General features: G+C 64.1%; 15 protein-coding genes and 1 pseudogene. 10 read left to right on the forward strand and 6 right to left on the reverse strand.

Annotated features, from left to right (window positions below):
* The first annotated feature begins 75 nt into the window (after positions 1-75).
* The 5 genes from X733_RS143920 (at position 76) to X733_RS0135320 (ending at position 10247) form a co-directional block, all read left to right on the forward strand.
* The gene (locus tag X733_RS143920) at positions 76-2331 is read left to right on the forward strand and encodes a hypothetical protein (RefSeq protein WP_031193739.1); all 2256 of its coding nucleotides are present in this window, start codon (positions 76-78) and stop codon (positions 2329-2331) included.
* Between the two features lie 10 nt (positions 2332-2341).
* Positions 2342-6199: a hypothetical protein gene (locus X733_RS143915; protein WP_023819480.1), complete on the forward strand. Its 3858-nt coding sequence runs from the start codon at positions 2342-2344 to the stop codon at positions 6197-6199.
* Between the two features lie 374 nt (positions 6200-6573).
* Positions 6574-7251 carry a ribulose-phosphate 3-epimerase gene (gene rpe / locus X733_RS143910; RefSeq protein ID WP_023684266.1) on the forward strand — a complete coding sequence of 226 codons (678 nt, stop codon included), beginning with the start codon at positions 6574-6576 and terminating at the stop codon, positions 7249-7251.
* A gap of 494 nt (positions 7252-7745) precedes the next feature.
* Complete coding sequence (locus X733_RS143905) at positions 7746-8483, forward strand: GntR family transcriptional regulator (RefSeq protein ID WP_023819481.1); 738 nt, start codon at positions 7746-7748, stop codon at positions 8481-8483.
* Between the two features lie 252 nt (positions 8484-8735).
* On the forward strand, positions 8736-10247 hold the full coding sequence (locus X733_RS0135320; RefSeq protein WP_031193740.1) for a malonyl-CoA synthase: 1512 nt from the start codon (positions 8736-8738) through the stop codon (positions 10245-10247).
* Positions 10248-10319: 72 nt separating this feature from the next.
* Here X733_RS0135320 and X733_RS01000000166480 read toward each other — a convergent pair.
* The 6 genes and pseudogenes from X733_RS01000000166480 to X733_RS143880 form a co-directional block, all read right to left on the reverse strand.
* Positions 10320-12367 (reverse strand): annotated as a pseudogene (locus tag X733_RS01000000166480) (ATP-binding cassette domain-containing protein).
* A 72-nt stretch (positions 12368-12439) separates the two neighbouring features.
* The gene (locus tag X733_RS143900) at positions 12440-13552 is read right to left on the reverse strand and encodes an NAD(P)/FAD-dependent oxidoreductase (RefSeq protein ID WP_023819482.1); all 1113 of its coding nucleotides are present in this window, start codon (positions 13550-13552) and stop codon (positions 12440-12442) included.
* A gap of 9 nt (positions 13553-13561) precedes the next feature.
* Complete coding sequence (gene nagA / locus X733_RS143895) at positions 13562-14737, reverse strand: N-acetylglucosamine-6-phosphate deacetylase (RefSeq protein WP_023819483.1); 1176 nt, start codon at positions 14735-14737, stop codon at positions 13562-13564.
* Positions 14734-15765: an SIS domain-containing protein gene (locus X733_RS143890; RefSeq protein WP_023694234.1), complete on the reverse strand. Its 1032-nt coding sequence runs from the start codon at positions 15763-15765 to the stop codon at positions 14734-14736. Before X733_RS143890 ends, nagA begins: the two co-directional genes overlap by 4 nt.
* Positions 15762-16544: a GntR family transcriptional regulator gene (locus X733_RS143885; protein WP_023668847.1), complete on the reverse strand. Its 783-nt coding sequence runs from the start codon at positions 16542-16544 to the stop codon at positions 15762-15764. Before X733_RS143885 ends, X733_RS143890 begins: the two co-directional genes overlap by 4 nt.
* Positions 16541-17419 carry an N-acetylglucosamine kinase gene (locus tag X733_RS143880; RefSeq protein ID WP_023819484.1) on the reverse strand — a complete coding sequence of 293 codons (879 nt, stop codon included), beginning with the start codon at positions 17417-17419 and terminating at the stop codon, positions 16541-16543. Before X733_RS143880 ends, X733_RS143885 begins: the two co-directional genes overlap by 4 nt.
* A gap of 200 nt (positions 17420-17619) precedes the next feature.
* Here X733_RS143880 and X733_RS143875 point away from each other — a divergent pair, with 200 nt between their 5' ends.
* The 5 genes from X733_RS143875 to X733_RS143855 all read left to right on the forward strand — a co-directional run bounded on the left by X733_RS143875 (position 17620) and on the right by X733_RS143855 (position 23390).
* Complete coding sequence (locus X733_RS143875; RefSeq protein WP_023694233.1) at positions 17620-18576, forward strand: N-acetylmuramic acid 6-phosphate etherase; 957 nt, start codon at positions 17620-17622, stop codon at positions 18574-18576.
* Position 18577: 1 nt separating this feature from the next.
* Positions 18578-19837 carry an ABC transporter substrate-binding protein gene (locus X733_RS143870; protein WP_023711281.1) on the forward strand — a complete coding sequence of 420 codons (1260 nt, stop codon included), beginning with the start codon at positions 18578-18580 and terminating at the stop codon, positions 19835-19837.
* Between the two features lie 245 nt (positions 19838-20082).
* The gene (locus X733_RS143865) at positions 20083-21012 is read left to right on the forward strand and encodes a sugar ABC transporter permease (RefSeq protein WP_023696936.1); all 930 of its coding nucleotides are present in this window, start codon (positions 20083-20085) and stop codon (positions 21010-21012) included.
* Positions 21013-21238: 226 nt separating this feature from the next.
* Positions 21239-22078, forward strand: coding sequence for a carbohydrate ABC transporter permease (locus X733_RS143860; protein ID WP_023819485.1), 840 nt, complete (start codon positions 21239-21241; stop codon positions 22076-22078).
* Positions 22079-22328: 250 nt separating this feature from the next.
* Positions 22329-23390, forward strand: coding sequence for a Gfo/Idh/MocA family oxidoreductase (locus tag X733_RS143855; RefSeq protein WP_023819486.1), 1062 nt, complete (start codon positions 22329-22331; stop codon positions 23388-23390).
* The last annotated feature ends 12 nt before the right edge of the window (positions 23391-23402 follow it).

A 23402-nucleotide genomic window follows, 5' to 3' on the forward strand; every position in this document is an offset into this window, starting at 1 on the left:
AAATGGCGGACAGACCCGGCCGCCGTTTTGCATGAACCTTTCCGCTTCAGCCTGCGACTGACGACCAGGCGCCGCATGGTGCGGGCCGGAAAGGATGCCCCCATGACTAGGACCCCAGAGGCTCCACGGTCTCCGGGACCAACGCAAGCTCAGCGCGACCACCGCCTTCGGGATGGAGTCGATGCGCTGGGCTTTCGGCTGATTCCGTTGACCCTGCGCAGGAGCAGGCGTATCGTGAAGATGAGGAAAGCAGACAATTCGATCAGGGACGAACGTGCCGGAACGCCGCGCCTTGCCCTGTTTCGCGCGGCCGGACCGGATGTTCCTCCCGAAAACTTCGGGGGGAGTTTTATGTCCTGCGATCGCGGCGCGTCCATGTCGTCTCCAAGCGGCGGTTTGCGCCGTTCGCTCCATCTGGCCGGCGGTTTGCTTGCCCTGGCGCTGAGCGCCGCGCTCTGGTTGGGCACAGCCGCCCAAGCGCAGGAAACCCAGATCATCTATCCCGGCTCGATGGCGGTCACTGGATTTTCCGGCACCGTCATTCCCAATTTCGACTCTGCCGATTCCGAAAGGGGGGGGCTGCCGCCCGGCGTCGACCCGGTCGACGAAACCTTCATCGACACGACGCGCGCCACCTTGCGCGTCTTCGACGTTTCGGCGCTCGGCGGACCGGCTTCCGGCCAGCTCGTCTACACGCCGCCGCCTTTCGAGGTGACGGCCGAACAGATCGGCCAGGTATTCGCCATCACCTATGATGACGGTGTGCGCGACGGCGTTCCCTCGGGCGTCCCCAACCTCTATGCCGGCGCTACCTCGCTGCACGGCATCCGTATCGTCACCCCGGACGAAGATGCCGACGGTCGGCCCGAGCGACAGCGCCGCGGAACCGCAGGCGCCGTCTTCATGGACGGCCAGTTCGGCACCGAAAGCGGTGGCGGTCCGGGCACGATCTGGAAGATCGACGGCATCACCGGCGCGGTCTCCAAATTCGCCGACATTGACACCAACAGCGGTTCCGGCATCGGCGACATCAGCTTCGACAGCAATCACCGCGAGTTCTTCGCCAGCGATCTCGACACCGGCCTCATCCACCGCCTCGATGCCAACGGCACGCTGATCGACACATTCGATCACGGCGTTGCCGGGCGGCCGGCGCATGGGCTGGCTCCCGTCGCCGATGACGGTGCGGTGATGGACATACAGGGTGCTGCCTTCGACTCGGAAGACCCCGACACATGGGGCTACACGCAGGACGAACGCCGCGTCTGGTCCGTCGCCTATCATGGCGGCCGGCTCTATTATTCGGTCGGCGAAAAGGCCGAGATCTGGTCGGTTGGCATTGCCCGCGATGGCAGCTTTGCCGGTGATCCGCGCTGGGAGCTGACGGTCAAGGCCGACAAGGACTACGCCGTCACCGACATCGCCTTCGACAACCAGGGCTTCATGTATCTGGCGCAGCGCGGCCCGGTCGAGAATCGCTACGATTACAGCCAGTTCGCCGATTCCGGCAAGGGCGAGGTCATCCGCTACTGGCGCGAAAACCCGGACGATCCGGCGACGGAATCGGTCTGGGTGGAAGAGCCGCAGGAATATGCAGTCGGCTTCCCGCAAGGCAACCGGCAGTCGGCCGGTGGGCTCGACCTGCAATATGGCTATGACGCCGACGGCAATCTCGACACCGGCGTGTGCACCGACACGCTGGTCAACACCGGCGACAAGCTGCGCGACAACCCGACACTTGCCGACCAGCTCGCCGCCGGCGGGCCGCTTGCCGTGCACGGCGTGCAGATCACGCCGACGCCGTTGGTCAAGCCGGCCAACGTGCCGCCTTTCGGCTCGTGGTTCGTCGACTTCGACGGCTATTTCGAAGACCCAGAAGTGGAAGGCCATGTCGGCGACGTCGAGGTCTGGCACCCCTGCGACGGCCGTGCCGGCTATTATGAAGAGATCCCAGGCGGTTATCTGCCGCCGTTCTATCCGCCGGGCTTCCCACCGCCCGGCGATCTGCCTCCGTGCATCGATGTCGAGGATGTTCAGTTCTACTGCACGCCTCGCGGCCTCCAGGCCGACCTCTATCTCCATGACCATGCCGGCTTTGGCGGCGATTCGATCAAGGTCCAGTCCATGACACCAGGCGTCGGGGTGACATCACCCCAGTCGCATGCTCCCGGTAAGCCTTACACGGTCGACATCACCGGCCATTCTCCGGGCGACAGAGTCGATGTTGGACTTTGCTTCTACAGGCAGTCCGACAAGGACAAGGGTGGCTACTACCCTTGCTGCAAGATGACTTTGCCGCTCAGAACCCCAGCCGTCAGCTGCGAACGTTGAGGAGGGGAAGATGAAAAATCTCGCACTTTCCCCGACCGCGAACAGCAGTCAATCCAACGTCATGGAGACCATCATGAAACCCCTGTCATATGCCAGGCGCGGCGCGCGCTGGCTGATGGCGGCCGGTATCGCGGTCGCCATGTTCACCCCTGTGGCAAGCCACGCCGAAGATGCAGTCCCGATCACTCCGGAACTGCGGCTCGACCTCGACAATTCAAAAATCGTCAATCCGAGGCCGGAACGGATCGTGCCGTTCTTCACCAAAACAGGCACACAGAGGAGCTGCGACTACGTCGTCTACTCCCTGAGCTTTGGCCTGCGCGGCGACTCGCAAGGCTTTGCCGACCCAAGCTTTTCGGCCAGGCTGAAGAAACTCCAACTCGACTTCAAGGATCAGCTTCCGCACGGTCTTGCGATCGTCAACGTCAACGTGTCCGGCGACGGCACGGATGCGTCTGGCGGACCGCTGCCGGGTGCGACAATCAGCACCTCGGCTAATACGAACGATACGGCAACGGTTTCCGATTTCCGGATTTCCACCACCGATCTCGACGGCGCTGGGGCTGGCAATGAACGCGTCATCAATTTCAAGATCACCGCCAAGATCGACCATGCGGCGTTTCCTTCGCCGACCATCGTCGACAACCAGGGCATGATCAAGGTGACGCCGGGCGTCGGCACGGGGGCCATCATCCCGTCGCAGGATCCGGGCAAGCCCGACGACGGCGACTACAAGACCGGGGCCAAGACCTCGATCAAGATCGACCTCACCAACTGTGACAAGCGGCCTCCGCCTCCCGACCGGGAATGTTTCAAGGTGGAGCGCGGCACGGTCGATTGCGTGCAAGGCGGCGGCGCGTTCATCTACCACATGCCTGTCGGCCCGGAGATGGGCGGAAAATGGGTGCAGGTATCGACGACGACCCCAGGCATCACCATCATCCCCGACACGCAATTGGTGCCGGCGGGCGGCGGTGTGCTGAACTGGAAGATCGTCGGTGCATCGCCCGGCGACGTCATCCACCTCATCGTCACCGGCATCGAGACCTATGCCGGCCCGAAGGAGGGTTGGGGACTATGCTGCACGCAGACCATCGACATCGTCATCCCGCGTGACTTGAGATGTCCCCCCAAGGACAAGGAACCGGACCTCAAGGTCGAGAAACGCGCCGACGTGACGCGTTGCACAATGGGGGGCGGCTGCGACTTCACCATCAAGGTCACCAATGTCGGCGACGGGCCGTATCACGGCAAGATCGTGCTCGACGAGGTGACGCTGCCGGCCGGCTCGACTCTGGATTCAGGGCCCAATCCGCCCTGGGTATGCATGCCCGGCGTGACCCCGATGACGTGCACCTATCCGGTGACCACGCTCAATCCGGGGGCCTCCATCAACCTCAAGCTCGGCTTCAAGCCGGCGGGTGGTTGGCAAGGCAGCGCGCTGCGCAACTGCGCCACCTATAATTACGGCGCCAGCGGCAAGCCGCTGTTCGGCAGCCAGCAGAACGATCGCGGCTGTGCCTCGATCCCGATCTGCCGGCGTGGCGACCGCGACCGCGATTGCCGGCCCCCGGTCGACAAGAAGGTCGACCTGATCCTGAAGAAGCGTGCCCGCATCCCGGTCTGCACACCCGACGGCATCTGCTACTTCGTGATCGACATCATCAACAATGGCAGCGTCCCCTATAATGGGCCGCTGACGGTTATCGACAATTACCCGGGCGGCGCGCCGGCCTCTTCGACCTTCGGCCCGTCTCCGCCCTGGACATGCGGACCGAACGGTCCCGGCCAGTTCCGCTGCGACAATGCAGGCATCGTGCTGATGCCGGGCGCCTCGACGCCGATCGTCGTCAGGGCGGTCATGCCGGCCGGCTACCAGTCGGATTCGGTCGAGAACTGCGCGGCGCTGAAGCCCGTCCCCGGTGAGGTCGACCTCACCAACAACAAGGCCTGCGCCAAGGAACGCTTCCGTCATCCCAATGGCGGCAAGCCGACCCTACGCATCACCAAGGTCTGCAATGGCTCGCTCGCCGGTGCGGCGGTGGTTTCCTGCCGCATCACCGTCATCAGCCTTGGCACCTCTGCCCCCACCGGTCCGGTGCGGGTCAACGATGCTGCCACGCTGATATCGGGTGGCGCGCCGGTCCAGATCCAGACCGTCACACCCGACGGTGCGGAATGGGCCTGCGGAGCGGTTCCGGCCAATGCGCTGTCGTGCCAGATTCCCGGCGCCGTGATGACTCCCGGAACATCGAGGCACTTCGACGTGACGGTCTCGGCCAATGGCGCGTTCGAGAACTGCGCACGCGGCTCGTATGGCCCGGCCCCTGGAGACGATATCGTCTACCCTATCGGCCAGGCCTGCGCCAAGGGCGGCGGCACGTCCACCATCAGCGTCAAGAAGACCGGCGATGCCGAGTGCCAGCCCGGGCAACCCTGCTCGTTCGAGATCACCATCACCAATGATGGCCAGACCGCCTTCTCCGGTCCGGTCCGCATCGGCGATGCGATCGGGGTGGACGGGCTGGGGCGGCTGCAAGGCGTCGCGATCACCTCGATCGAGCCGCCCTTCGGCTGCTCGCCCGAACCGACGACCTTGCCGTTGACCTGCATTGCCAACCTGACGCTCGGCGCCGGGGAAAGCCATGTGCACAAGGTCACCGTGGTCCTTCCCGACGCTCCCCTGGCCAATCTGCGGGGCAACGTCAGCGGCCGGAACTGCGTCGGGGTCTTGTCTCCCGACACCAGGGTGCAAGGCGGCGGCGACGTACTGCCCGGCGACCTGACCAATATCCAGGGCGATCGCGGCAAGGCCTATGCCTGCCATCCCTTCACCATCAAGCGCGAGGTGAAGACGGAATGCTCGCCGGGGTTCGTCATGAACGATGCCGGTCGGTGCGTGTGTCCGGAAGGCACGACGTTCCGCAACGGCCAGTGCTCGCCCGACGGCGGCGTCATCATCCAGCCAAAGGATCCAAGGCCCTGCGTGCTGCTCAAGGGCCAGATCCGCACCGAGGATGGACGCTGTGTCTGCCCCCGCGGAACCGAGCTTGAGAACGGCGCTTGCATCAAGACCGACAAGCCTGGCTGCACCATCCCCGGTTCGGTCCCGACGTCGGACGGCAATGGCTGCTACTGCCCGGAAGGTACGCATCTCGACCGACAGGCAAATGCCTGCGTGCGCGACAAGCAGAAGCCTCAGGAGTGCAGCATACGCGGCCAGGTTCATGATGCCGATGGCGATTGTGTCTGCCCGCGTGGGACAGAGGTGCGCAATGGAGCCTGCCGGCCGATCCGGCCAAAGCCTGAACAGTGCTCGATCCGTGGTCAGATCCAAAACGCCAATGGCGATTGCGTCTGCCCGGACGGCACAGAAGTCAGGGGCAAGGTCTGCCGGCCGATCCGGCCGAAGCCCGAGCAGTGCTCGATCCGCGGCCAGGTCCACGACGCCAATGGCAATTGTGTCTGCCCGCGGGGTACCGAGGTGCAAGGCAATGCCTGCCGGCAGAAGAAGCCTGTGCTGGAACAGTGCGACATACGCGGCCAGGTGCACAACAAGCGCGGCGAGTGTGTTTGCCCGCGCGGCACCCAGGTGATCGACGGCGCATGCCGCAAGCCGAGGCCGCAGGTGGGAGACTGCGCCCCGGGCTCGCAGATGGTCGGCGGCCAGTGCGTGCCGATCATCAGGCGGCGCTGCCCCGAAGGCACCGTTGGTCGGTTCCCGAACTGCAGAGCCATCCGGCAGCAGCCGTCGCTCGACCCGACCCTGTTGCTCAATCCAGGTGTCCTTCAGCAGTTCATACCGAAGCGCACGCCGCAGACGCAGGTACAGCCGCAAAGGGATCCGGCGGCCAACTTCAAGCCATAGGATCTGACACGAGTCAAAATTCAGAACCCCGCCGGAGCGATTCGGCGGGTTTTTTTCGTCAGCGCGATCGGGGTCCGCCGCATCTCGTCGTTGAAATGCCGGTGCAATCTTCCTCGGACGCCAGCAAGCCGCTGTCGCCCGACGGTCCCTCGATAAAGCCGTCCAGCGACGTCAGCATGGAAGAGACGGTCTTTCCCTCTGAGCTCTCCTTTCTGTTTCGCCAATTGGGCCATAACCGGAAGCGAGGCCGAGCAGGTAAGGCATCAGCCGGGCCGCTCCTAGCACAACAAATACCGACTTTCCCTTTTCGGGATCATGGTCTAGGCAGACGTTTGGATCGCGCCCGCAAACAGGGCGCCCAAAGGGGCCGCATCATGAGCAGGAAGACCCTGATCGCGCCATCGGTGCTGGCGTCGGATTTCTCGAAGCTCGGCGACGAGGTCGAGGCGGTGGCGGCGGCCGGCGCCGACTGGATCCATCTCGACGTGATGGACGGGCATTTCGTGCCCAACATCACCTTCGGCCCGCCGGTGATCAAGGCCATCCGCAACCGCACCAAGGCCTTCTTCGACTGCCATCTGATGATTGCGCCGGCCGATCCTTATCTGGCCGCCTTTGCCGATGCCGGCTGCGACGGCATGACCGTGCATGCCGAGGCCGGACCGCATCTCGACCGCTCGCTTCAGACCATCAAGGGTCTCGGCAAGAAGGCCGGCGTATCGCTTAATCCGGCGACGCCGGAAAGTGCGATCGAATATGTGCTCGACCGGCTTGACCTGATCCTGATCATGACCGTCAATCCGGGTTTCGGCGGGCAGGCCTTCATCCCGGCCATGGTCGACAAGGTCAAGCGGGTGAAAGCGCTGATCGGAAACCGGCCGATTCGCATCGAGATCGACGGCGGCGTGTCGCCGGAAACCGCCCCTCTGGTCACATCAGCCGGCGCCGATGTGCTGGTGGCGGGCGCCGCCATCTTCAAGGGCGGCAGCGTCGAAGCCTACCGGGCCAATATAGAAGCCATCCGAACCGCGGCCGACCGGGCTGCCGGCTGACATCAGTTCCAGGGCAAGTTCCCGGCTGGTCGGTTCTCCTCGGCCTGATCTCCCTGCCTGATCCTTCGATCTCCCAAAAAGCCGTCAACGGGTGGCAGCCGCAAGGGCATCGCGGCAAGCGACAGGATCGCGGCATCCGGCACTAGTTTTGGCCCATAAATCTAGTGGATAACTGCCGAAGGGATCTGCATGCGGGGAGAGGTCAATCCGGCGGCATGACGCGCGTTAAGAAAAAATTATCCGTATTCGGGATCTCGAAGCTGTTTCTCGAGGGCACCTGCCATGCTGGCAGACAAACTTTCTTCAGAAGAACAAGTTTTCCACGATTTTAGTTACTTCCGGCGGATAAGATGCGGTCAACCTTCCTCTTTAAGTCGAATATCGTGATCTTTCGCTTGAGGGGCGGATGCCTTAGGAGTTACAGTAAATTTACAGGGGAAATCGTTTGCTTCGCGAACGGGCTAGCGGAGCATGGGAGAGCTACAGGAGTCGTATTGACCTACGGATCTGCCGATGTGAGCGAAGGCGCGGGACCCAAGAGCACACTCGCTAGTACGGTCTATCAACAGCTTCGCGACGATCTCCTGCGCGGCGTGTTTGAAAGTGAAAGCAAGCTTCGTGTCGAATGGGTGGTTTCCCGTTACGGCGCCGGCGCCTCACCGGTTCGCGAGGCCCTCAACCGACTTGCTTCGGAAGGCCTGCTCGGCCGCCACGACCAGCGCGGTTTCTTCATCATGCCGGTCAGTGCCCCGGAACTCGAGGAATTGACGCGCACCCGCTGCTGGCTGGAAGAGCGGGCGCTGCGTGAATCCATTGCCAACCGCACCGGCGAATGGGAAGAGCAGCTCGTGCTGGCCTTGCATCGCCTGGCGCGTGCCCCGCGCCGCTTGCCGGAGGATCCGTCCTCGAACAATCCGGAATGGGAAAAGCTGCACCGCGCCTTCCATCGGGCACTGATCGCAGGCTGCCGCTCGCATTGGCTGACCGGCTTTTGCGACCAGCTTTCGGATCAGGCCTCCCGTTACCGGCTGATCTCCCAGGACGGCAGCGAGCGCGACGAAATCAGTGAACATCGGCTGATTGCGGAGCGCACGGTGGATGGCGATGCCGATGGCGCCGTTGAAGCCCTCCTCAGCCACTACCGTCTGACGGCAGCCATGTGCATGGAGCGCTTCAACGACAGCGGCGATCCAAGCGTGAGCGCCACCAAGGCGCTGCGCAGCCGCAGATAGAAGCGCTTCCGGTCCGCTATCCAAAATCCGCCAGCTATCCAAGTCCGCTTGCCTTCATCTGATCGGCGGCAAACCCGATTTCACGTTTTTGCCGGACGGAGGCGAAATCGTTTCCTTTGTTCCAAGGCCATGCGCTGGAGCCGGATGATTTCAGGCCGAATCGACCTGAAATCATCCGGCTAAATCAAAGGGTAGAGCATGTCCTCCGAAAACCGCTTCACACTTTTCGGCATCATGCTCTAGGGAAGGCGCATGACCAATCACCTGTTCGACGCGTTCCGCAGCCGGATTTCAGCCTCCGAGCGCATCCTGATGGCGACCGATGACGGACGCGCGATCGCCTATGGCGACATGTTGGCGCAATCGGCACAGCTGGCACATGCGCTGAGGCATTTCGGCGTCGAGCCGGGCGACCGCGTTGCCGTGCAGGTCGAAAAAACCCCCGAATGCATTTTCCTTTACCTCGCCTGCCTGCGGGCCGGCGCGGTCTTCCTGCCGCTCAACACCGCCTACACGCTGGCCGAACTCGGCTATTTCTTCGGGGATGCCGAGCCGCGGCTGGTCGTCTGCGACCCGGCCCGCGCCGGCGCTATCGCGCCGTTGGCGCAGGCGTCGGGTGCTGCCACCGTCACGCTTGGCAGCAATGGTGAGGGCTCGCTGACCGCACTGGCGGCACAACAGCCCACGGATTTCGACGCCGTGGCGCGCGGGCCGGACGATCTGGCCGCAATCCTTTACACATCCGGCACCACCGGACGCTCCAAGGGCGCCATGCTCAGCCATGAAAACCTGGCCTCCAATGCGCGCGTGCTGGTCGAGCAATGGCGTTTCACCGGGGATGACGTGCTGATCCATGCCCTGCCGATCTTCCACACGCATGGCCTGTTCGTCGCCACCAACGTCACCCTGATGGCCGGCGCCTCGATGCTGTTCGAGCAGAAGTTCGACGGCGCCCGCATCGTCTCGCTCTTGCCGCGCGCGACAGTGCTGATGGGCGTGCCGACCTTCTATACCAGGCTCCTGCAGCAGGACGGGCTGGATGCCCAGGCGGCGAAGAACATCCGCCTGTTCGTTTCCGGCTCGGCGCCGCTGCTCGCCGAAACGCACAAGGCCTGGCGCGAGCGCACCGGCCACGCCATTCTCGAGCGCTACGGCATGACCGAGACCAACATGAACACGTCGAACCCCTATGAGGGCGAGCGTCGGGCCGGCACGGTCGGCTTCCCGCTGCCCGGCGTTTCGCTGCGCATCGCCGACCCTGACAGCGGCGATGCGCTTGGCCAGGGTGAAGTCGGCATGATCGAGGTCAAAGGTCCGAATGTCTTTTCCGGCTATTGGCGCATGCCGGAAAAAACCAAGGCGGAGTTTCGCAAGGACGGCTTCTTCATCACCGGCGACCTCGGCATCATCGACGCGGACGGCTACGTCCACATCGTCGGCCGCGGCAAGGATCTCATTATCTCCGGCGGCTACAACATCTATCCCAAGGAGATCGAGAGCGAGATCGACGCCGTTGCCGGCGTCTTGGAAAGTGCCGTCATCGGAATTGCCCATCCCGATTTCGGCGAAGGCGTCACCGCTGTCGTGGTGCGGGCGCCGGCATCGCAGATCACCGGGGCCGAGATCGTTGGCGCCATTGCCGGCCAGCTGGCCAAATACAAGCACCCGAAGCAGGTGATCTTCGTCGATGAGCTGCCGCGCAACACGATGGGCAAGGTGCAGAAGAACCTGCTGCGCGAGACCTACAAGGGTCTCTACGGCTAATCCATAGCCGGCTAATGTCTTTGCCCAAGCGCTTCGCCTGGGCGTCTGTTCGCGGTTCGGCAGTGGCGCCTTTTACCTGCGGGGCCTTTTCACCCGAGTGCTGGAGCCCCACAGAGCCCGGTTCAGCAGGCTGCGTTTGCGCTTGCGCGGGATGAGGTCGACGTCGCTGACGAGCTTGGCGCCGCCCTCCCGCCGCTCCAGGGTGATCTTGCGGCTGTGGAAGGCTTCGAGCTCCGCACGATGCGCCACGCTGATGATGGTGACGTCAGGCAGTTCGCGGATCACCGTCAACATCATCGTGTCCTGGCTCTTCTCGTCGAGCGCCGAAGTCGCTTCATCCAGCACCACGATATCGGGGCGATGCAGCAGCAGGCGCGCGAAGGCGAGGCGTTGCTTTTCGCCGCCCGACAGCGTCTGGTCCCATGGCGCCTCTTCCTTGATCCTGCCGGTGAGATAGCCAAGCCCCACCTTGTCGAGGGCAGCCTTGATTTGCTTGATGGTCCACTTGTCCGCCGCCGCGGGATAGGCGACCGCGCGGCGAAGCGTTCCGGAAGGGATGTAGGGGCGTTGCGGCAGCATGAACAGGCGCCTGTCGGTGTGGAAATTGACGCTGCCGCCGCCCCATGGCCACAGGCCCGCGACGGCCCGCACCAGCGTCGACTTGCCTGAACCGGATTCGCCTGAAACCAGCACCCGCTCGCCCGGCTCGATCACGACCTCGGTTTCCTTGACCACGGAGGTGCCGTCGTCGAGTGTCACGGAAAGATTGTCGAGGCTGAGGATGGCGCCGTCTTCGGCTTCGCCTCGGTTGATGCGTCCGAGCGCATCGCTCTGCTCGGCGCGCTCGAGCCCGTCTAGCGACATCATCAGCGAGGCAATGCGCCGCGCGGAGGCGTTCCAGTCGGCGAGGCGCGGATAGTTGTCGACCAGCCAGCCGAACGCGCCTTGCACGATGCCAAAGGCAGACGCCGCCTGCATCACCTCGCCAAGCGTCATCGAGCCTTCGAGGAATTTTGGCGCGCACAAAAGGATCGGCACGACCGGCGCAAACAGGCTCGATCCCTGCGACACCGCCGCCGTGCGCATGTGCTGTCCGGTCAGCAGAGCCCATTGCCTCAGCACGTGGCCGAAATTTCTGTCGATGCCGCTGCGCTCCTCGTCCTCGCCTCCCAGCAAGGCGATGCTCTCGCCGTTTTCGCGCACGCGCGTCAGCGTGTAACGCAGTTCGGCCTCCGCCTGGTTCTTCCGCTCGGAGAGCTGGACGAAATCGCGGCCGATGACCACCATCGAGGTCGAGGTGATGGCGGCATAGATGATCGCGGTGATGACCAGAAAGCCGGGAATGGTGATGCTCTCGCCGCCGATCGGCAGGGTGAGCGCGCCGCCGATGGTCCACAGCACGACGATAAAGGTCGAGGCCGACAGGAACGCGTTGAGGACGCCGGCGGTGAAATCGACCGGCGACTCGGCGGCGATGCGCAGGTCCTCGGTCATGCGGGCCTCGGGGTTCTGGTGGTCGCCGCCCACGAGGTTCAGCTGGTAGTAGCGGCCGTTTGCCAGCCAGCGCGCGANGTGGTCAGCCAGGAACGCCAGCGGCGCTGGATCGTCATGCGCAGGTAGACCTGCGCGACGACAAGGCTGCCGCTGCAGATCACCAGCGGCACGAATACGGCGCTGAGGAGATAGACCGTGCGGGCGTTGCGCTGCTCGAGGGCATCGAACATCGAGCGGTTCCAGACATTGATGCCATACTGGAAACCGATGTTGATGCAGATCAGCAGCAGCACTCCGATCGTCAAAGGCCAGGCGAGCTTGTCGCCATGCCTCCCCCAATAGCCGCGCCCGCTGATCCAGAAACGCCGCAGCAGATATTTCTTGCGCGCCTGCTCGGCCTGCTCAGGCGTCAGCTTGGGATCGGGTTCGACGGCATCCGGCGGCGGCGCAGCCTCGCCAACGGGCTCGGAGGCGGCTTCTACTGTCGATGCTTTTTTCTCGCGCGGCGTGTCCTCGCGCGGTCCATCTCCGCGCGTTTGCGGTGACGGCTTTTCCCGGCGCGACTTCGGGGCATCGCGCGCTTCGATGCCGTCGGCCGGTTCCGATTTGGGTTTTGCCTCGGACATATGCCCCGACAACGACCTTCATATCAAAAGGTTTCATGGTATGCGCCTGCCCGACGTTTCAGGAAACGTCCGTCATTGCGGATATAAAAGCCCAACGACATGTTCTGCCATGGCGAGGCTGGCGGTAAGGCCAGGGCTCTCGATGCCGAACAGATTGACGATCTGACCGCCCCCGTGATCAGCCGGTCCCTGGATGACGAAGTCGGCGGCCGGCTGGCCCGGACCGGACAGTTTCGGCCTGACGCCGGCATAGGCCGGTTGCAGGGCGCCGTCCGCCAGGCCGGACCAGTAGCGCCTGATTTCGTCGTAGAAGGCAGCGCCTCGTCCGGGATCGACGGTATAGTCGACGCGATCGATCCATTCGACATCCGGGCCAAAGCGCGCGCTCCCCGACATGTCGAGGGTCAGGTGCACGCCGAGGCCGCCATGGACCGGCACCGGATAGATCAGCCGCGAAAAGGGCGAGCGGCCGGAAAGCGCGAAATAATTGCCGCGCGCCAGCCACAGCGGCGGAACACGGTCTTGCGGGAGGCCTTCGATGCGGCCGGCGAGCGCCTGCGCGTCGAGGCCGGCGGCGTTGATGAAGGCGCCGGTCTTCAAGGTGAAACCCTCGCCATCGGCGTCGCGCGTGTCGATCCGGATGCCGTCGGCTTCGATGCTCGCGCCTGAGACAACGGTGAGCAAGGCGAAAGATGCGCCGGCCGCTTCCGCGTCTCCACGCAATGACAGCATCAGCGCCTGGCTGTCGACGATGCCGGTCGACGGCGACAGCAGCGCGCCGGCGCAGCTCAGCGCCGGTTCCAGGCTTTCGGCCTCTGCGCGCGTCAAAAGCTTGAGGTCACCGACTCCGCATTGCGCCGCGTTGATCTGGATCGCCTGCAGTTTGTCCAACTGGTCGGGTTCGACGGCAACGATCAGTTTGCCGGTGCGATGATGGGCGACGTCGTGCTCGCGGCAATAGGCATAGAGACGCTCGCGGCCGTTGACGCAGAGACGGGCCTTCAGGCTGCCCGGCGTATAATGAAGCCCCGCATGGATGACTTCCGAATTGCGCGAACTGGTGCCGGTGCCGATGGCTGCGGCCTTCTCGACCACCAGCACCTCGCGGCCCGACAGCGCCAGCGCGCGGGCAATGGCGAGGCCGACAACACCGGCTCCGGCGACAACGCAGTCGACATCATGCATGGGTGGACTTTAGCGCGGACTGTCCGCGCCTGCAAAAACCTTGTCGCCGCCGATCCAGACGCCGTTGACGTCGAGGGCGTCCGACAGAGCGACGATATCGGCAGCCGTGCCATTGGCGAAGCGGCCGAGCCGGTGGGCCTGGCCGACCGCCTGCGCCGGATAGAGCGAGGCCATGCGCAACGCTTCCGACAGGTCCAGCCCGACGATCCTGTGCATGTAGCGGACGGCCGAGATCATATCGAGATCGGCGCCGGCCAGCGTGCCGTCGGCCAGCCGCAGACTGCCATCCTTGCGATAGATGATGCGGCCGTTGAGGGTGAACGACGTCATGTCGGTGCCGATCGTCGCCATGGCGTCGGTGACCAGCACGATCCTGCCCGGCCCCTGCTTGGCGCGCAGCGCGATTGCCATGGTGGCGGGATCGACATGGATGCCGTCGGCGATGATCCCGGCCGACAGACTGCCTATGTCGATGGCCGCACCCGCCAGCCCCGGCTCACGGTTGCCGATCTGGCTCATGGCGTTGAACAGATGTGTGACCACGCTGGCGCCGGCATCGGCAAAGGCTCTGGCCGTGGCGTAGCCGGTGTCGGAATGGCCGAGGCTGACAATCACACCGGCCTTGGCCAAGGCCGCAACGCGGGCAGGCTCGACGGATTCAGGCGCTATCGTCGTCAGCAGCACCGGCAGGTTTTTGCGTGCCGCGACCAGCGCCGCTTCATCCGCATCCGTCATCGGCCGGATCAGCGCCGGTTCATGCGCGCCCTTGCGGGCGACGGAGAGATGCGGCCCTTCGAGATGCAGGCCGAGAAATCCCAGCAGTTTTTGCCGTGCCGCCCCGGTGCCGGCGGCAATGGCGGCGGCGATGATGTCAGGCGTATCTGTGATCAGCGTCGGCAGCAGTGCGGTCGTGCCGAACGGCGCATGCGCCCGGCAGATTGTTGCCAGCGAGGCGACATCGGGATGGTCGTTGAGCATGACGCCGCCGCCGCCATTGACCTGCAGGTCGACAAAACCCGGCACCAGCATGCCGCCCCCGGCGTCGATGCGGGCAACGCCCGACGGAATGGCGCCGACGGGATGAATGCCTTCGACCACCTTGCCGTGCACGACAAGGGCGGCGTTGTCATGCCAGTCGTCGCCATCGAAAATTCGGGCGCCAGTCAGGGCAAAACGGTCGCTCATACGGTTTCCGTCACCTTGCGCAGATTGCGCGGTACATCCGGATCGAGGCCGCGATGGCGGGCGAAGGCTTCGACGAAGCCGTAGAAGGAGACGATCAGCGTCAGCGGGTCGGTCAAGGGATGACCGGTGGCGACATGCGGCAGCCGCGCCGCGCTCTTGGCTTTGTCCGAGGTTACAAAAACTGCTGCACCCTTGCCGGCAAGGTTGTCGGCAGCCTCTGCCACGGACGGCTCGGAGGCATCGCGGGCGGCGAGCGCCAGCACCGGGAAGCCTGGCCCGACCAGCGCCAGCGGGCCGTGCATGACTTCGGCTGCACTGTAGGCCTCGGCATGCATGCCGCAGGTCTCTTTGAATTTCAGCGCCGCCTCGTCGGCCATCGCTGCCGACGGGCCACGGCCGAGGATGAACAGCGATTGCGGCGTCTCCAACGCGCCGGCCAGCGCCATCCAGTCGCAGGCGATCGCCTTGCTGAAATGCTCGGGCAGGCGGGCAAGGGCGGCCAGCAGTCTGTCGTCGCCGGTGCAATGCGCCATCAGCGCCAGGCCGGCGACCGCCGAATTGACGAATGTCTTGGTCGCCGCGACGCTGCGCTCGGGGCCGGCCAGAATGTCGATGGCAAAATCCGAAGCCCGCGCCAGCGGCGAATCGGCGGTGTTGGTGATGGCGACGGTGAGCGCACCGCCGGCCCGTGCCGTCTCGGCCATGGTGACGATGTCAGGGCTCTTGCCGGATTGCGAGATGGCGAGGCAAGCGGAACCGGCGAGCTTGAGCTTGGCGCCGTAGATCGAGGCGATCGACGGACCGACCGATGCCACGGCCAGGCCGGCGGTCAGTTCGACGGCATATTTCATGAAGGTGGCGGCATGGTCGGACGAACCGCGCGCGACGGTAACGACGAAGCTCGGATCGCGCTCGCGAATGCCGCGTCCGGCCTCGGTCAGCACCGCCGCCGAGCCATCGAGCAGACGCGCGACGGCTTGCGGAATTTCGTCGATCTCGCGCCGCATATGGGTGGTCTTGGGGATCATGGTCGGCCCTCTTCGCTCGGCCCTGTCAGGCGCAGTTCGGCGACGAAATCATAGGCGTCGCCGCGGTAGATGGAGCGGGTGAACTCGATCACCTTGCCGCTCGCGAGATAGGAAATGCGTTCGATGTGCAGGCCGGCAATGCCGGATGGCACTTCGAGCAGACGCGCATCGGCGTCGCCGAGATTGGCGGCGGAAATGCGCTGCACCGCCCGCACCGGCCGGTTGCCGGTCAGTTGCAGCGCCGCATAGAGTGACGAGCCTATCCCGGCCGGATCCGGCAGCACGCTGGCCGACAACGAGGCGCGCTCGATGGCCAGCGGCGTGTCGTTTGCGATGCGCAGGCGCGCCACGCGCGCCACCAGCTCGTTCGAGGACAGGCCGAGCACCATCATCTCGTCGGGCGAGGGCGGGTAGAGGTCGCGGTCGAGCCAGGCTGAACGCACCGCCATGCCGCGCCTTGCCATGTCCTCGGTGAATGAAGTGAGCCTGGACAGCGACTGCTCGACGCGCTCCATGCGCGGCGCCACGAAGGTGCCGGAGCCGTGGCGCTGCACGAGGATGCCGCCCTTGACTAGGTCCTGCACCGCCTTGCGGACGGTGACGCGCGAAATGTCGGCCTTGGTGGCGATGTCGCGCTCGGAAGGCAGCGCATCGCCCGGCCCGATCAGGCCGCGATTGACGGCGTCCTCGATGCTTTTCCTGAGCTGCAGGTAGAGCGGGGCGCCGCTCTGCGACGACTGCCTCAGCGTGGCGAAGATCTGGTCGGCGGCATCGCTCATCGCGTCGCCTCCGCTTTGACGAAGATGCGGGCCGCCATCTGCACGGCGCCGCCCAGGGCATCGTCGAGCGGCGCTTTCAGCAGCGCCTGGTAGCGCTGGGAAAGGCGCGGCCCATAGAGCGGCGCCAGCCCGCCGAGCAGGCAGAGCGGGGCGTCATCAGAGAGGTCGAGCGCGTGGAGCGACGCCTCGACATCGGCAACCGACTTGTCCACGATCCAGTTGGCGACGCTGTCGCCCTTCTCGGCATGCTCGAAAACCTTGGGCGCGAAGCCGCCGAAATCGCCGGGCTTGGCATTGGTGGTGAACTCGACCACGTCTTCGGGATTGTTGCGGAAAATGGCCATCATGCTGTCGGTCAGGGCTGAGCGCGGCCGGACGCCGTCATGGGCGAGCAGCGTCTGCTCCAGCAGGTCGCGGCCGATCCGGGCGCCGCTGCCTTGATCACCGACCTGAAAGCCCCAGCCGCCGATGGCGCGCGACCTGCCGCCCTTGCGCGCCATATAGGCGGTGCCGGTGCCGAGGATGGCCATGGCGCCGTCACCAGAGCCGACTGCCCCTTCGAGCGCGATCTCGGCGTCCGTCTCGACGCGGCTGATGCTGAACGGCAGGATTGCTTCAAGCTGCTGGCGGTAGGTGCCGACATTGGCGCCGGCAAGGCCGAGAATGGCTGGTGTCTGCGGGATCAGGTCCGGATCTTGCCCGGCGGCGATGAAGGCCTGACGAGCAGCCTCGACGATGTGGGTGCGAGCGCCGGTGAGATCGGTGCGGATGTTGGCGGCGCCGCTTTTGGCACGGCCAATGACAACGCCATCGCCTGTCGCAAGGGCTGCCCTGCAGCTGGTGCCGCCGCCGTCGATACCGAGCACGAATTTCACGCGATGTCTCCTCCGGGCGGATAATACCAATAAAATACCAATAGCCAAGGGATTAATTTCCGTTTTCAAAAAGATTAAGGCGTATCAGGTTGAAAAACCCGGGAATTTTGCCGGCTCAACGCTTTCCAGTTCGCAATTTCGTTAATGCGTGTGGACAAGTGGTATTTTTTTGGTATTGTTCTTCCATCGGAGGGACAGGGATGGCCGAACCGCGCACCGAAGCGCTTCACAGCAATGCCGAGGGACTGGACATCCAGGCCCCGGACGCCATCCTTTCTTCTTTGGTCAATGCGCAGATCGAGGCCGCCAAGGCTGTGCGCGACGCCATTCCCGCCATCGCCGCCGCAGCCGAAATCATCGCCGGGCGGCTGAACGGCGGCGGCAAGCTCGCCTATGCTGCGGCCGGCAGCTCCGGCCTGATGGCGCTGGCCGACGCGCTGGAGTTGCCCGGCACCTTCGGCATCAAGCGCGAACGCATCGCCATCCTCATCGCCGGTGGCGACGACGCTTTCAAGACCCTGGCCGGCGGACCGGAAGACGACACCGACGAAGCCTCGACGGCAATTGCCGGCGCCGGCATCGGCAAGGGCGACTGCCTGATCACGATTTCGGCCAGCGGCTCGACGCCCTATGCGGTGCAGGCGCTGAAGGATGCGCGCAGCCGGGGCGCGGCAACCATCGCCATTGCCAACAACAAGGACACGCCCCTGCTCAGGCTGGCCGACGTCGCCATCCTGCTCGAGACGCCACCGGAGGTGATTGCCGGCTCGACGCGCATGGGCGCCGGCACTGCCCAGAAGATCGCGCTCAACATGCTGTCGACGCTTACCGCCATTCATCTCGGCCATGTCCATGACGGCTACATGGTCAATCTCACCGCCGACAACATCAAGCTGCGCGACCGCGCGGCTCGCATCGTCGCCGCTATCAGCGGCCGCGACCGGCAAGACGCCGTGCGGCTGCTCGAAGCGAGCGGCGGCGTCGTCAAGACAGCCATTCTGCTCGCCGCCGGCGCTGCCAACGCCGTTGCGGCCGAGAAGATACTGGAAGGGACCGGCCAGAAGCTGCGGCCGGCCCTTTCCGCGATCGAGGGGAACAAGGGCGCGAAGGCCCCTGTTCTCAAAACCGAACCTGAAAAAGGTCAACAGGGAGACTAGCATGACAACGAAATTACTGACGGCACTGCTTCTCGGCACCAGCATTCTCGGCACCGCCGGGTTGGCTCACGCCGATGACGTAACGCTCAATATCGAAAGCTGGCGCGGCGACGACCTTGCCATCTGGAAGGACAAGCTGATCCCGGCTTTTGAGGCCAAGAACCCGGGCATCAAAGTGGTGTTCGCACCGTCGGCGCCGACCGAGTATGACGCAGCACTCGGCGCCAAGCTCGCCGCCGGCTCGGCTGGCGACCTGATCACCTGCCGCCCGTTCGACAAATCGCTCGAACTGTTCAAGAAGGGCAACCTTGCCGATCTGTCTTCGCTGCCCGGCATGGAGAACTTCTCACCGGTCGCCAAGGCGGCATGGCAGACCGACGACGGCAAGGCGAGCTTCTGCGTCCCGATGGCCTCGGTCATTCACGGCTTCATCTACAACAAGGACGCCTTCGACAAGCTCGGCCTCAAGGTGCCGACGACGCGTGACGAGTTCTTCGCCGCGCTCGACAAGATCAAGGCCGACGGCACCTACATCCCGATGGCTATGGGCACCAAGGACCTCTGGGAAGCCGCGACCATGGGCTATCAGAACATCGGTCCGAACTACTGGAAGGGCGAAGAGGGCCGCGCAGCGCTGATCAAGGGCGACCAGAAGCTGACCGACAAGGACTGGGTTGCTCCCTATGAGGAACTGGCCAAGTGGAAGCCTTATCTCGGCGACGGCTTCGAGGCCCAGACCTATCCGGACAGCCAGAACCTGTTCACGCTTGGCCGCGCCGCCATCTACCCGGCGGGATCGTGGGAGATCGGCCTGTTCAACACCCAGGCGCAGTTCAAGATGGGCGCCTTCCCGCCGCCGGTCGAGAAGGCCGGCGACACCTGCTACATCTCCGACCATACCGATATCGGCATGGGCCTGAATGCGGCGTCGAAGAATGCCGACGCGGCCAAGACCTTCCTGTCCTGGGTCGCCTCGCCGGACTTCGCCACCATCTACGCCAACGCACTGCCGGGCTTCTTCAGCCTAAATTCCACCCCGGTGAAGATGGAAGACCCGCTGGCGCAGGAATTCGTCTCCTGGCGCGACAAGTGCAAGTCGACGATCCGCTCGACCTACCAGATCCTGTCGCGCGGCACGCCGAACCTCGAGAACGAAACCTGGGTTGAATCGGCCAACGTGATCAATGGCACCGACACGCCGGAAGCTGCCGCCAAGAAGCTGCAGGACGGCCTCGACAGCTGGTACAAGCCGGGCAAATAAGAGCTCAGACAACAGACAGGGCCCCAAGTGGACGGCCCTGCGTTTTTCGACAGCATCATCGACTGCGAACGACGGCGCCGCCCCTCATCCGCCTGCCGGCACCTTCTCCCCGTATAGTGACGGGGAGAAGGATCAGCCGAAACGCAGCCGCCCCCTCTCCCCGTCCTTCACGGGGAGAGGGTAAGGGTGAGGGGCAGCGCTGCCGTCGAAGGCATTGCTAAACCTGATCGGCGGGGACCGCACTCATGGCCGCACAAACACGACCGAAACGACCGTTCCGCTGGCATATCGGCGTCTTCCTGGCGCCGGCGCTGCTGGTCTATACGGCGATCATGATCCTGCCGCTGGCCGGCACGCTGCAGCTGTCGCTGTTCCGCAATGTCGATCAGCATCAGGTGTTCGTCGGTTTCACTAATTTCCGTACGTTGTTCGGCGACCCCAACTGGTCGGTCGGCTTCTGGAACGCGCTGCGGAACAACACCTGGTTCTTCATCATCCACATGGTGGTGCAGAACCCGATCGGTGTCATGCTGGCGGCATTGCTGTCCAGCCCGAGGCTGAGATTCGCCGCCTTCTACCGCACCGCGATCTTCGTGCCGACCATCCTGTCCTTCGTCATCGTCGGTTTCGCCTGGAAACTGATCCTGTCGCCGTTGTGGGGCGTGGCGCCGCATCTGATGGACCTGGTCGGCCTGAAAAGCCTGTTCACGCCGTGGCTCGGCAAAGAACAATATGCCCTGACCGCGCTCAGCCTGATCTCGGTGTGGCAGTTCGTCGGCATCCCGATGATGCTGATCTATGCAGCCCTTTTGTCGATCCCCGAAGAGGTGATCGAGGCGGCCGAATGTGACGGCATCACCGGCATGTCGCAGTTCTGGAAGATCAAGCTGCCGCTGATCCTGCCGTCGATCGGCATCATCTCGATCCTGACCTTCGTCGGCAATTTCAACGCCTTCGACCTGATCTACACCGCGCAAGGGGCGCTCGCCGGCCCGAACTATTCGACCGATATTCTGGGCACTTTCCTCTACCGCGCCTTCTTCGGCTTTCAGCTGCAGACCGGCGATCCCAATATGGGCGCGGCGATCGCCACGATGATGTTCCTGATCATCCTCGGCGGCGTCTGCGTCTACCTCTTCCTCGTCCAGACGCGCCTGCGTCGCTACCAGTTCTGAGGGGCGAGATGTCGAGCTTGAACACCCCCCTCTGGCCTGCCGGCCATCTCCCCCGCAAGGGGGGAGATTGGCAGCTCTGGCCTTGCCGCTCGGCTTGCAACGTTGGCGATTGGCGAAAGCAGTCGCGGCATCTGATCTCCCCCCTTGAGGGGGAGATGTCCGGCAGGACAGAGGGGGGTGCCTTGGCGCCAACCTCGCCTGCCTTAGCTCGTCAGGAGACCTTCCAATGAGCACCGCCACCCGTTCGCTGCCCCGTACGGTCGGCGCCCACGCGATCCTTCTGACCTATACGGCGATCGCGCTGTTTCCGGTGATCCTGGTCATCATGAATTCGTTCAAGTCCCGCGCCGGCATCTTCAGCGAACCGCTGACGCCGCCGACGCCAAAGACCTTCGACCTGATCGGCTATACCACCGTGATCGGGCAGGGCGACTTCATCCATTACTTCCAGAACAGCCTCGTCGTCACCGTCGCCTCGCTGTTCTTCGTGCTTCTGTTCGGCGCCATGGCGGCGTTCGCGCTGTCGGAATATCGCTTCCGCGGCAACACGCTGATGGGGCTGTATCTCGCGCTCGGCATCATGATCCCGATCCGGTTGGGTACCGTCGCCATCCTGCAATTGATGGTGGCGAGCGGGCTGGTCAACACGCTGACGGCGCTGATCCTTGTCTACACCGCGCAAGGCCTGCCGCTCGCCGTCTTCATCCTGTCAGAATTCATGAAGCAGGTGTCGGACGATCTGAAGAATGCCGGCCGCATCGACGGGCTGTCGGAATACACGATCTTCTTTCGGCTAGTGCTGCCGCTGGTGCGGCCGTCGATGGCGACGGTCGCCGTCTTCACCATGATCCCGATCTGGAACGATCTGTGGTTCCCGCTGATCCTGGCGCCGTCGGAAGAGACCAAGACGGTGACGCTCGGCGCGCAGTTGTTCCTCGGCCAGTTCGTCACCAACTGGAACGCCATCCTGGCCGCACTCTCGCTGGCGATCATGCCGGTGCTGACCCTCTACGTCATCTTCTCGCGGCAGCTGATCCGCGGCATCACATCCGGAGCCGTCAAGTGAGCGGAGCCTTACAAATCTCTGCTGGAGCCTTCACCCCACCCGGTGCTGCGCGCCGACCTCCCCATCAAGGGGAGGTAAAAGGTCGTGGCTTCATTCACGACCGCCAAAGGGCGACTTTCGGAGAAGCTTCTTTGGCAGTGAGGGTGTTCGCGCCAACGTCCTACCTCCCCTCGATGGGGGGGTCGGCGCGAAGCGCCGGGTGGGGTGACACCCTCTCAGAAGGAATAACTGGAACGTCTGGAGTAGTTAGGTGACCTCTAAATCGCCCCTTCGCGTCGTCGTAGCAGGCCTCGGTAATATGGGGCGTAGCCATGCGCTGGCCTACCACACTAATCCGGGCTTCGAGATCGCGGCCCTGATCAACCGCTCCGACGTGCTGTTACCGGGCGGGCTGTCGGGCTATGACATCTGTCGTTCCTTCGACGATGCATTGCGCGATGAAAAGCCCGACGTCGCCTGCATCGCCACCTATTCCGACAGCCATGCCGACTATGCGGTGAAGGCATTCGAGGCCGGCTGCCACGTCTTCGTCGAGAAGCCGCTCGCAACGACGGTGGCGGACGCCAAGCGCGTCGTCGCCGCGGCCAAGGCCAACGGCCGAAAATTGGTGATCGGCTACATCCTGCGCCACCACCCGTCCTGGGTCAGGCTGATCGCCGAGGCGCGCAAGCTCGGCGGCCCTTACGTGTTTCGCATGAACCTCAACCAGCAATCGTCAGGCCCGACCTGGCAGACGCATAAGCAACTGATGCAGACGACCTCGCCAATCGTCGATTGCGGCGTGCACTATCTCGACGTCATGCTGCAGATCACCGACGCCAAGCCGGTCGAGGTGCGCGGCATGGGGCTGCGGCTGACCGAGGAAATCGCGCCGGCCATGTACAATTACGGCCATCTGCAGGTGCTGTTCGATGACGGTTCGGTCGGCTGGTACGAAGCTGCCTGGGGACCGATGATTTCGGAAACGGCGTTCTTCGTGAAGGACGTGATGTCGCCCAATGGCTGCGTGTCGATCGTCATGAAGGAAGGTGTGAAGTCGGACGACATCGACACCCACACCAAGACCTCGACCATCCGCCTGCACAGTGCGGCGACCGGCGCGGACGGCAAGTTCGCCAGGCCGGACGAGATGCTGTCGATGGACGGCGAACCCGGCCACCAGGATCTCTGCGACCTCGAACAGGCCTTCGTGCTGAAGGCGATCCGGGAAGACATCGACCTGACCCGCCACATGGACGACGCGGTGAAATCGCTCGCCGTCTGCCTTGCCGCCGATGAGAGCGTGCGCAGCGGCGCCCCAGTTAAGCTCTAGTAGGGCAAACTC

The sequence above is a fragment of the Mesorhizobium sp. L2C066B000 genome (assembly GCF_000502335.1).
GTDB lineage: Bacteria > Pseudomonadota > Alphaproteobacteria > Rhizobiales > Rhizobiaceae > Mesorhizobium.

Excerpts from the sequence above, each read along its gene's own strand:
- X733_RS143860 (WP_023819485.1), top strand. The coding sequence starts at position 21,239 with ATGAGCACCGCCACCCGTTCGCTGCCCCGTACGGTCGGCGCCCACGCG.
- rpe (WP_023684266.1), top strand. The coding sequence starts at position 6,574 with ATGAGCAGGAAGACCCTGATCGCGCCATCGGTGCTGGCGTCGGATTTC.
- X733_RS143865 (WP_023696936.1), top strand. The coding sequence starts at position 20,083 with ATGGCCGCACAAACACGACCGAAACGACCGTTCCGCTGGCATATCGGC.
- X733_RS143885 (WP_023668847.1), bottom strand. The coding sequence starts at position 16,544 with ATGAGCGATGCCGCCGACCAGATCTTCGCCACGCTGAGGCAGTCGTCG.
- X733_RS143875 (WP_023694233.1), top strand. The coding sequence starts at position 17,620 with ATGGCCGAACCGCGCACCGAAGCGCTTCACAGCAATGCCGAGGGACTG.
- X733_RS0135320 (WP_031193740.1), top strand. The coding sequence starts at position 8,736 with ATGACCAATCACCTGTTCGACGCGTTCCGCAGCCGGATTTCAGCCTCC.
- X733_RS143890 (WP_023694234.1), bottom strand. The coding sequence starts at position 15,765 with ATGATCCCCAAGACCACCCATATGCGGCGCGAGATCGACGAAATTCCG.
- X733_RS143900 (WP_023819482.1), bottom strand. The coding sequence starts at position 13,552 with ATGCATGATGTCGACTGCGTTGTCGCCGGAGCCGGTGTTGTCGGCCTC.
- X733_RS143870 (WP_023711281.1), top strand. The coding sequence starts at position 18,578 with ATGACAACGAAATTACTGACGGCACTGCTTCTCGGCACCAGCATTCTC.
- nagA (WP_023819483.1), bottom strand. The coding sequence starts at position 14,737 with ATGAGCGACCGTTTTGCCCTGACTGGCGCCCGAATTTTCGATGGCGAC.
- X733_RS143920 (WP_031193739.1), top strand. The coding sequence starts at position 76 with ATGGTGCGGGCCGGAAAGGATGCCCCCATGACTAGGACCCCAGAGGCT.
- X733_RS143915 (WP_023819480.1), top strand. The coding sequence starts at position 2,342 with ATGAAAAATCTCGCACTTTCCCCGACCGCGAACAGCAGTCAATCCAAC.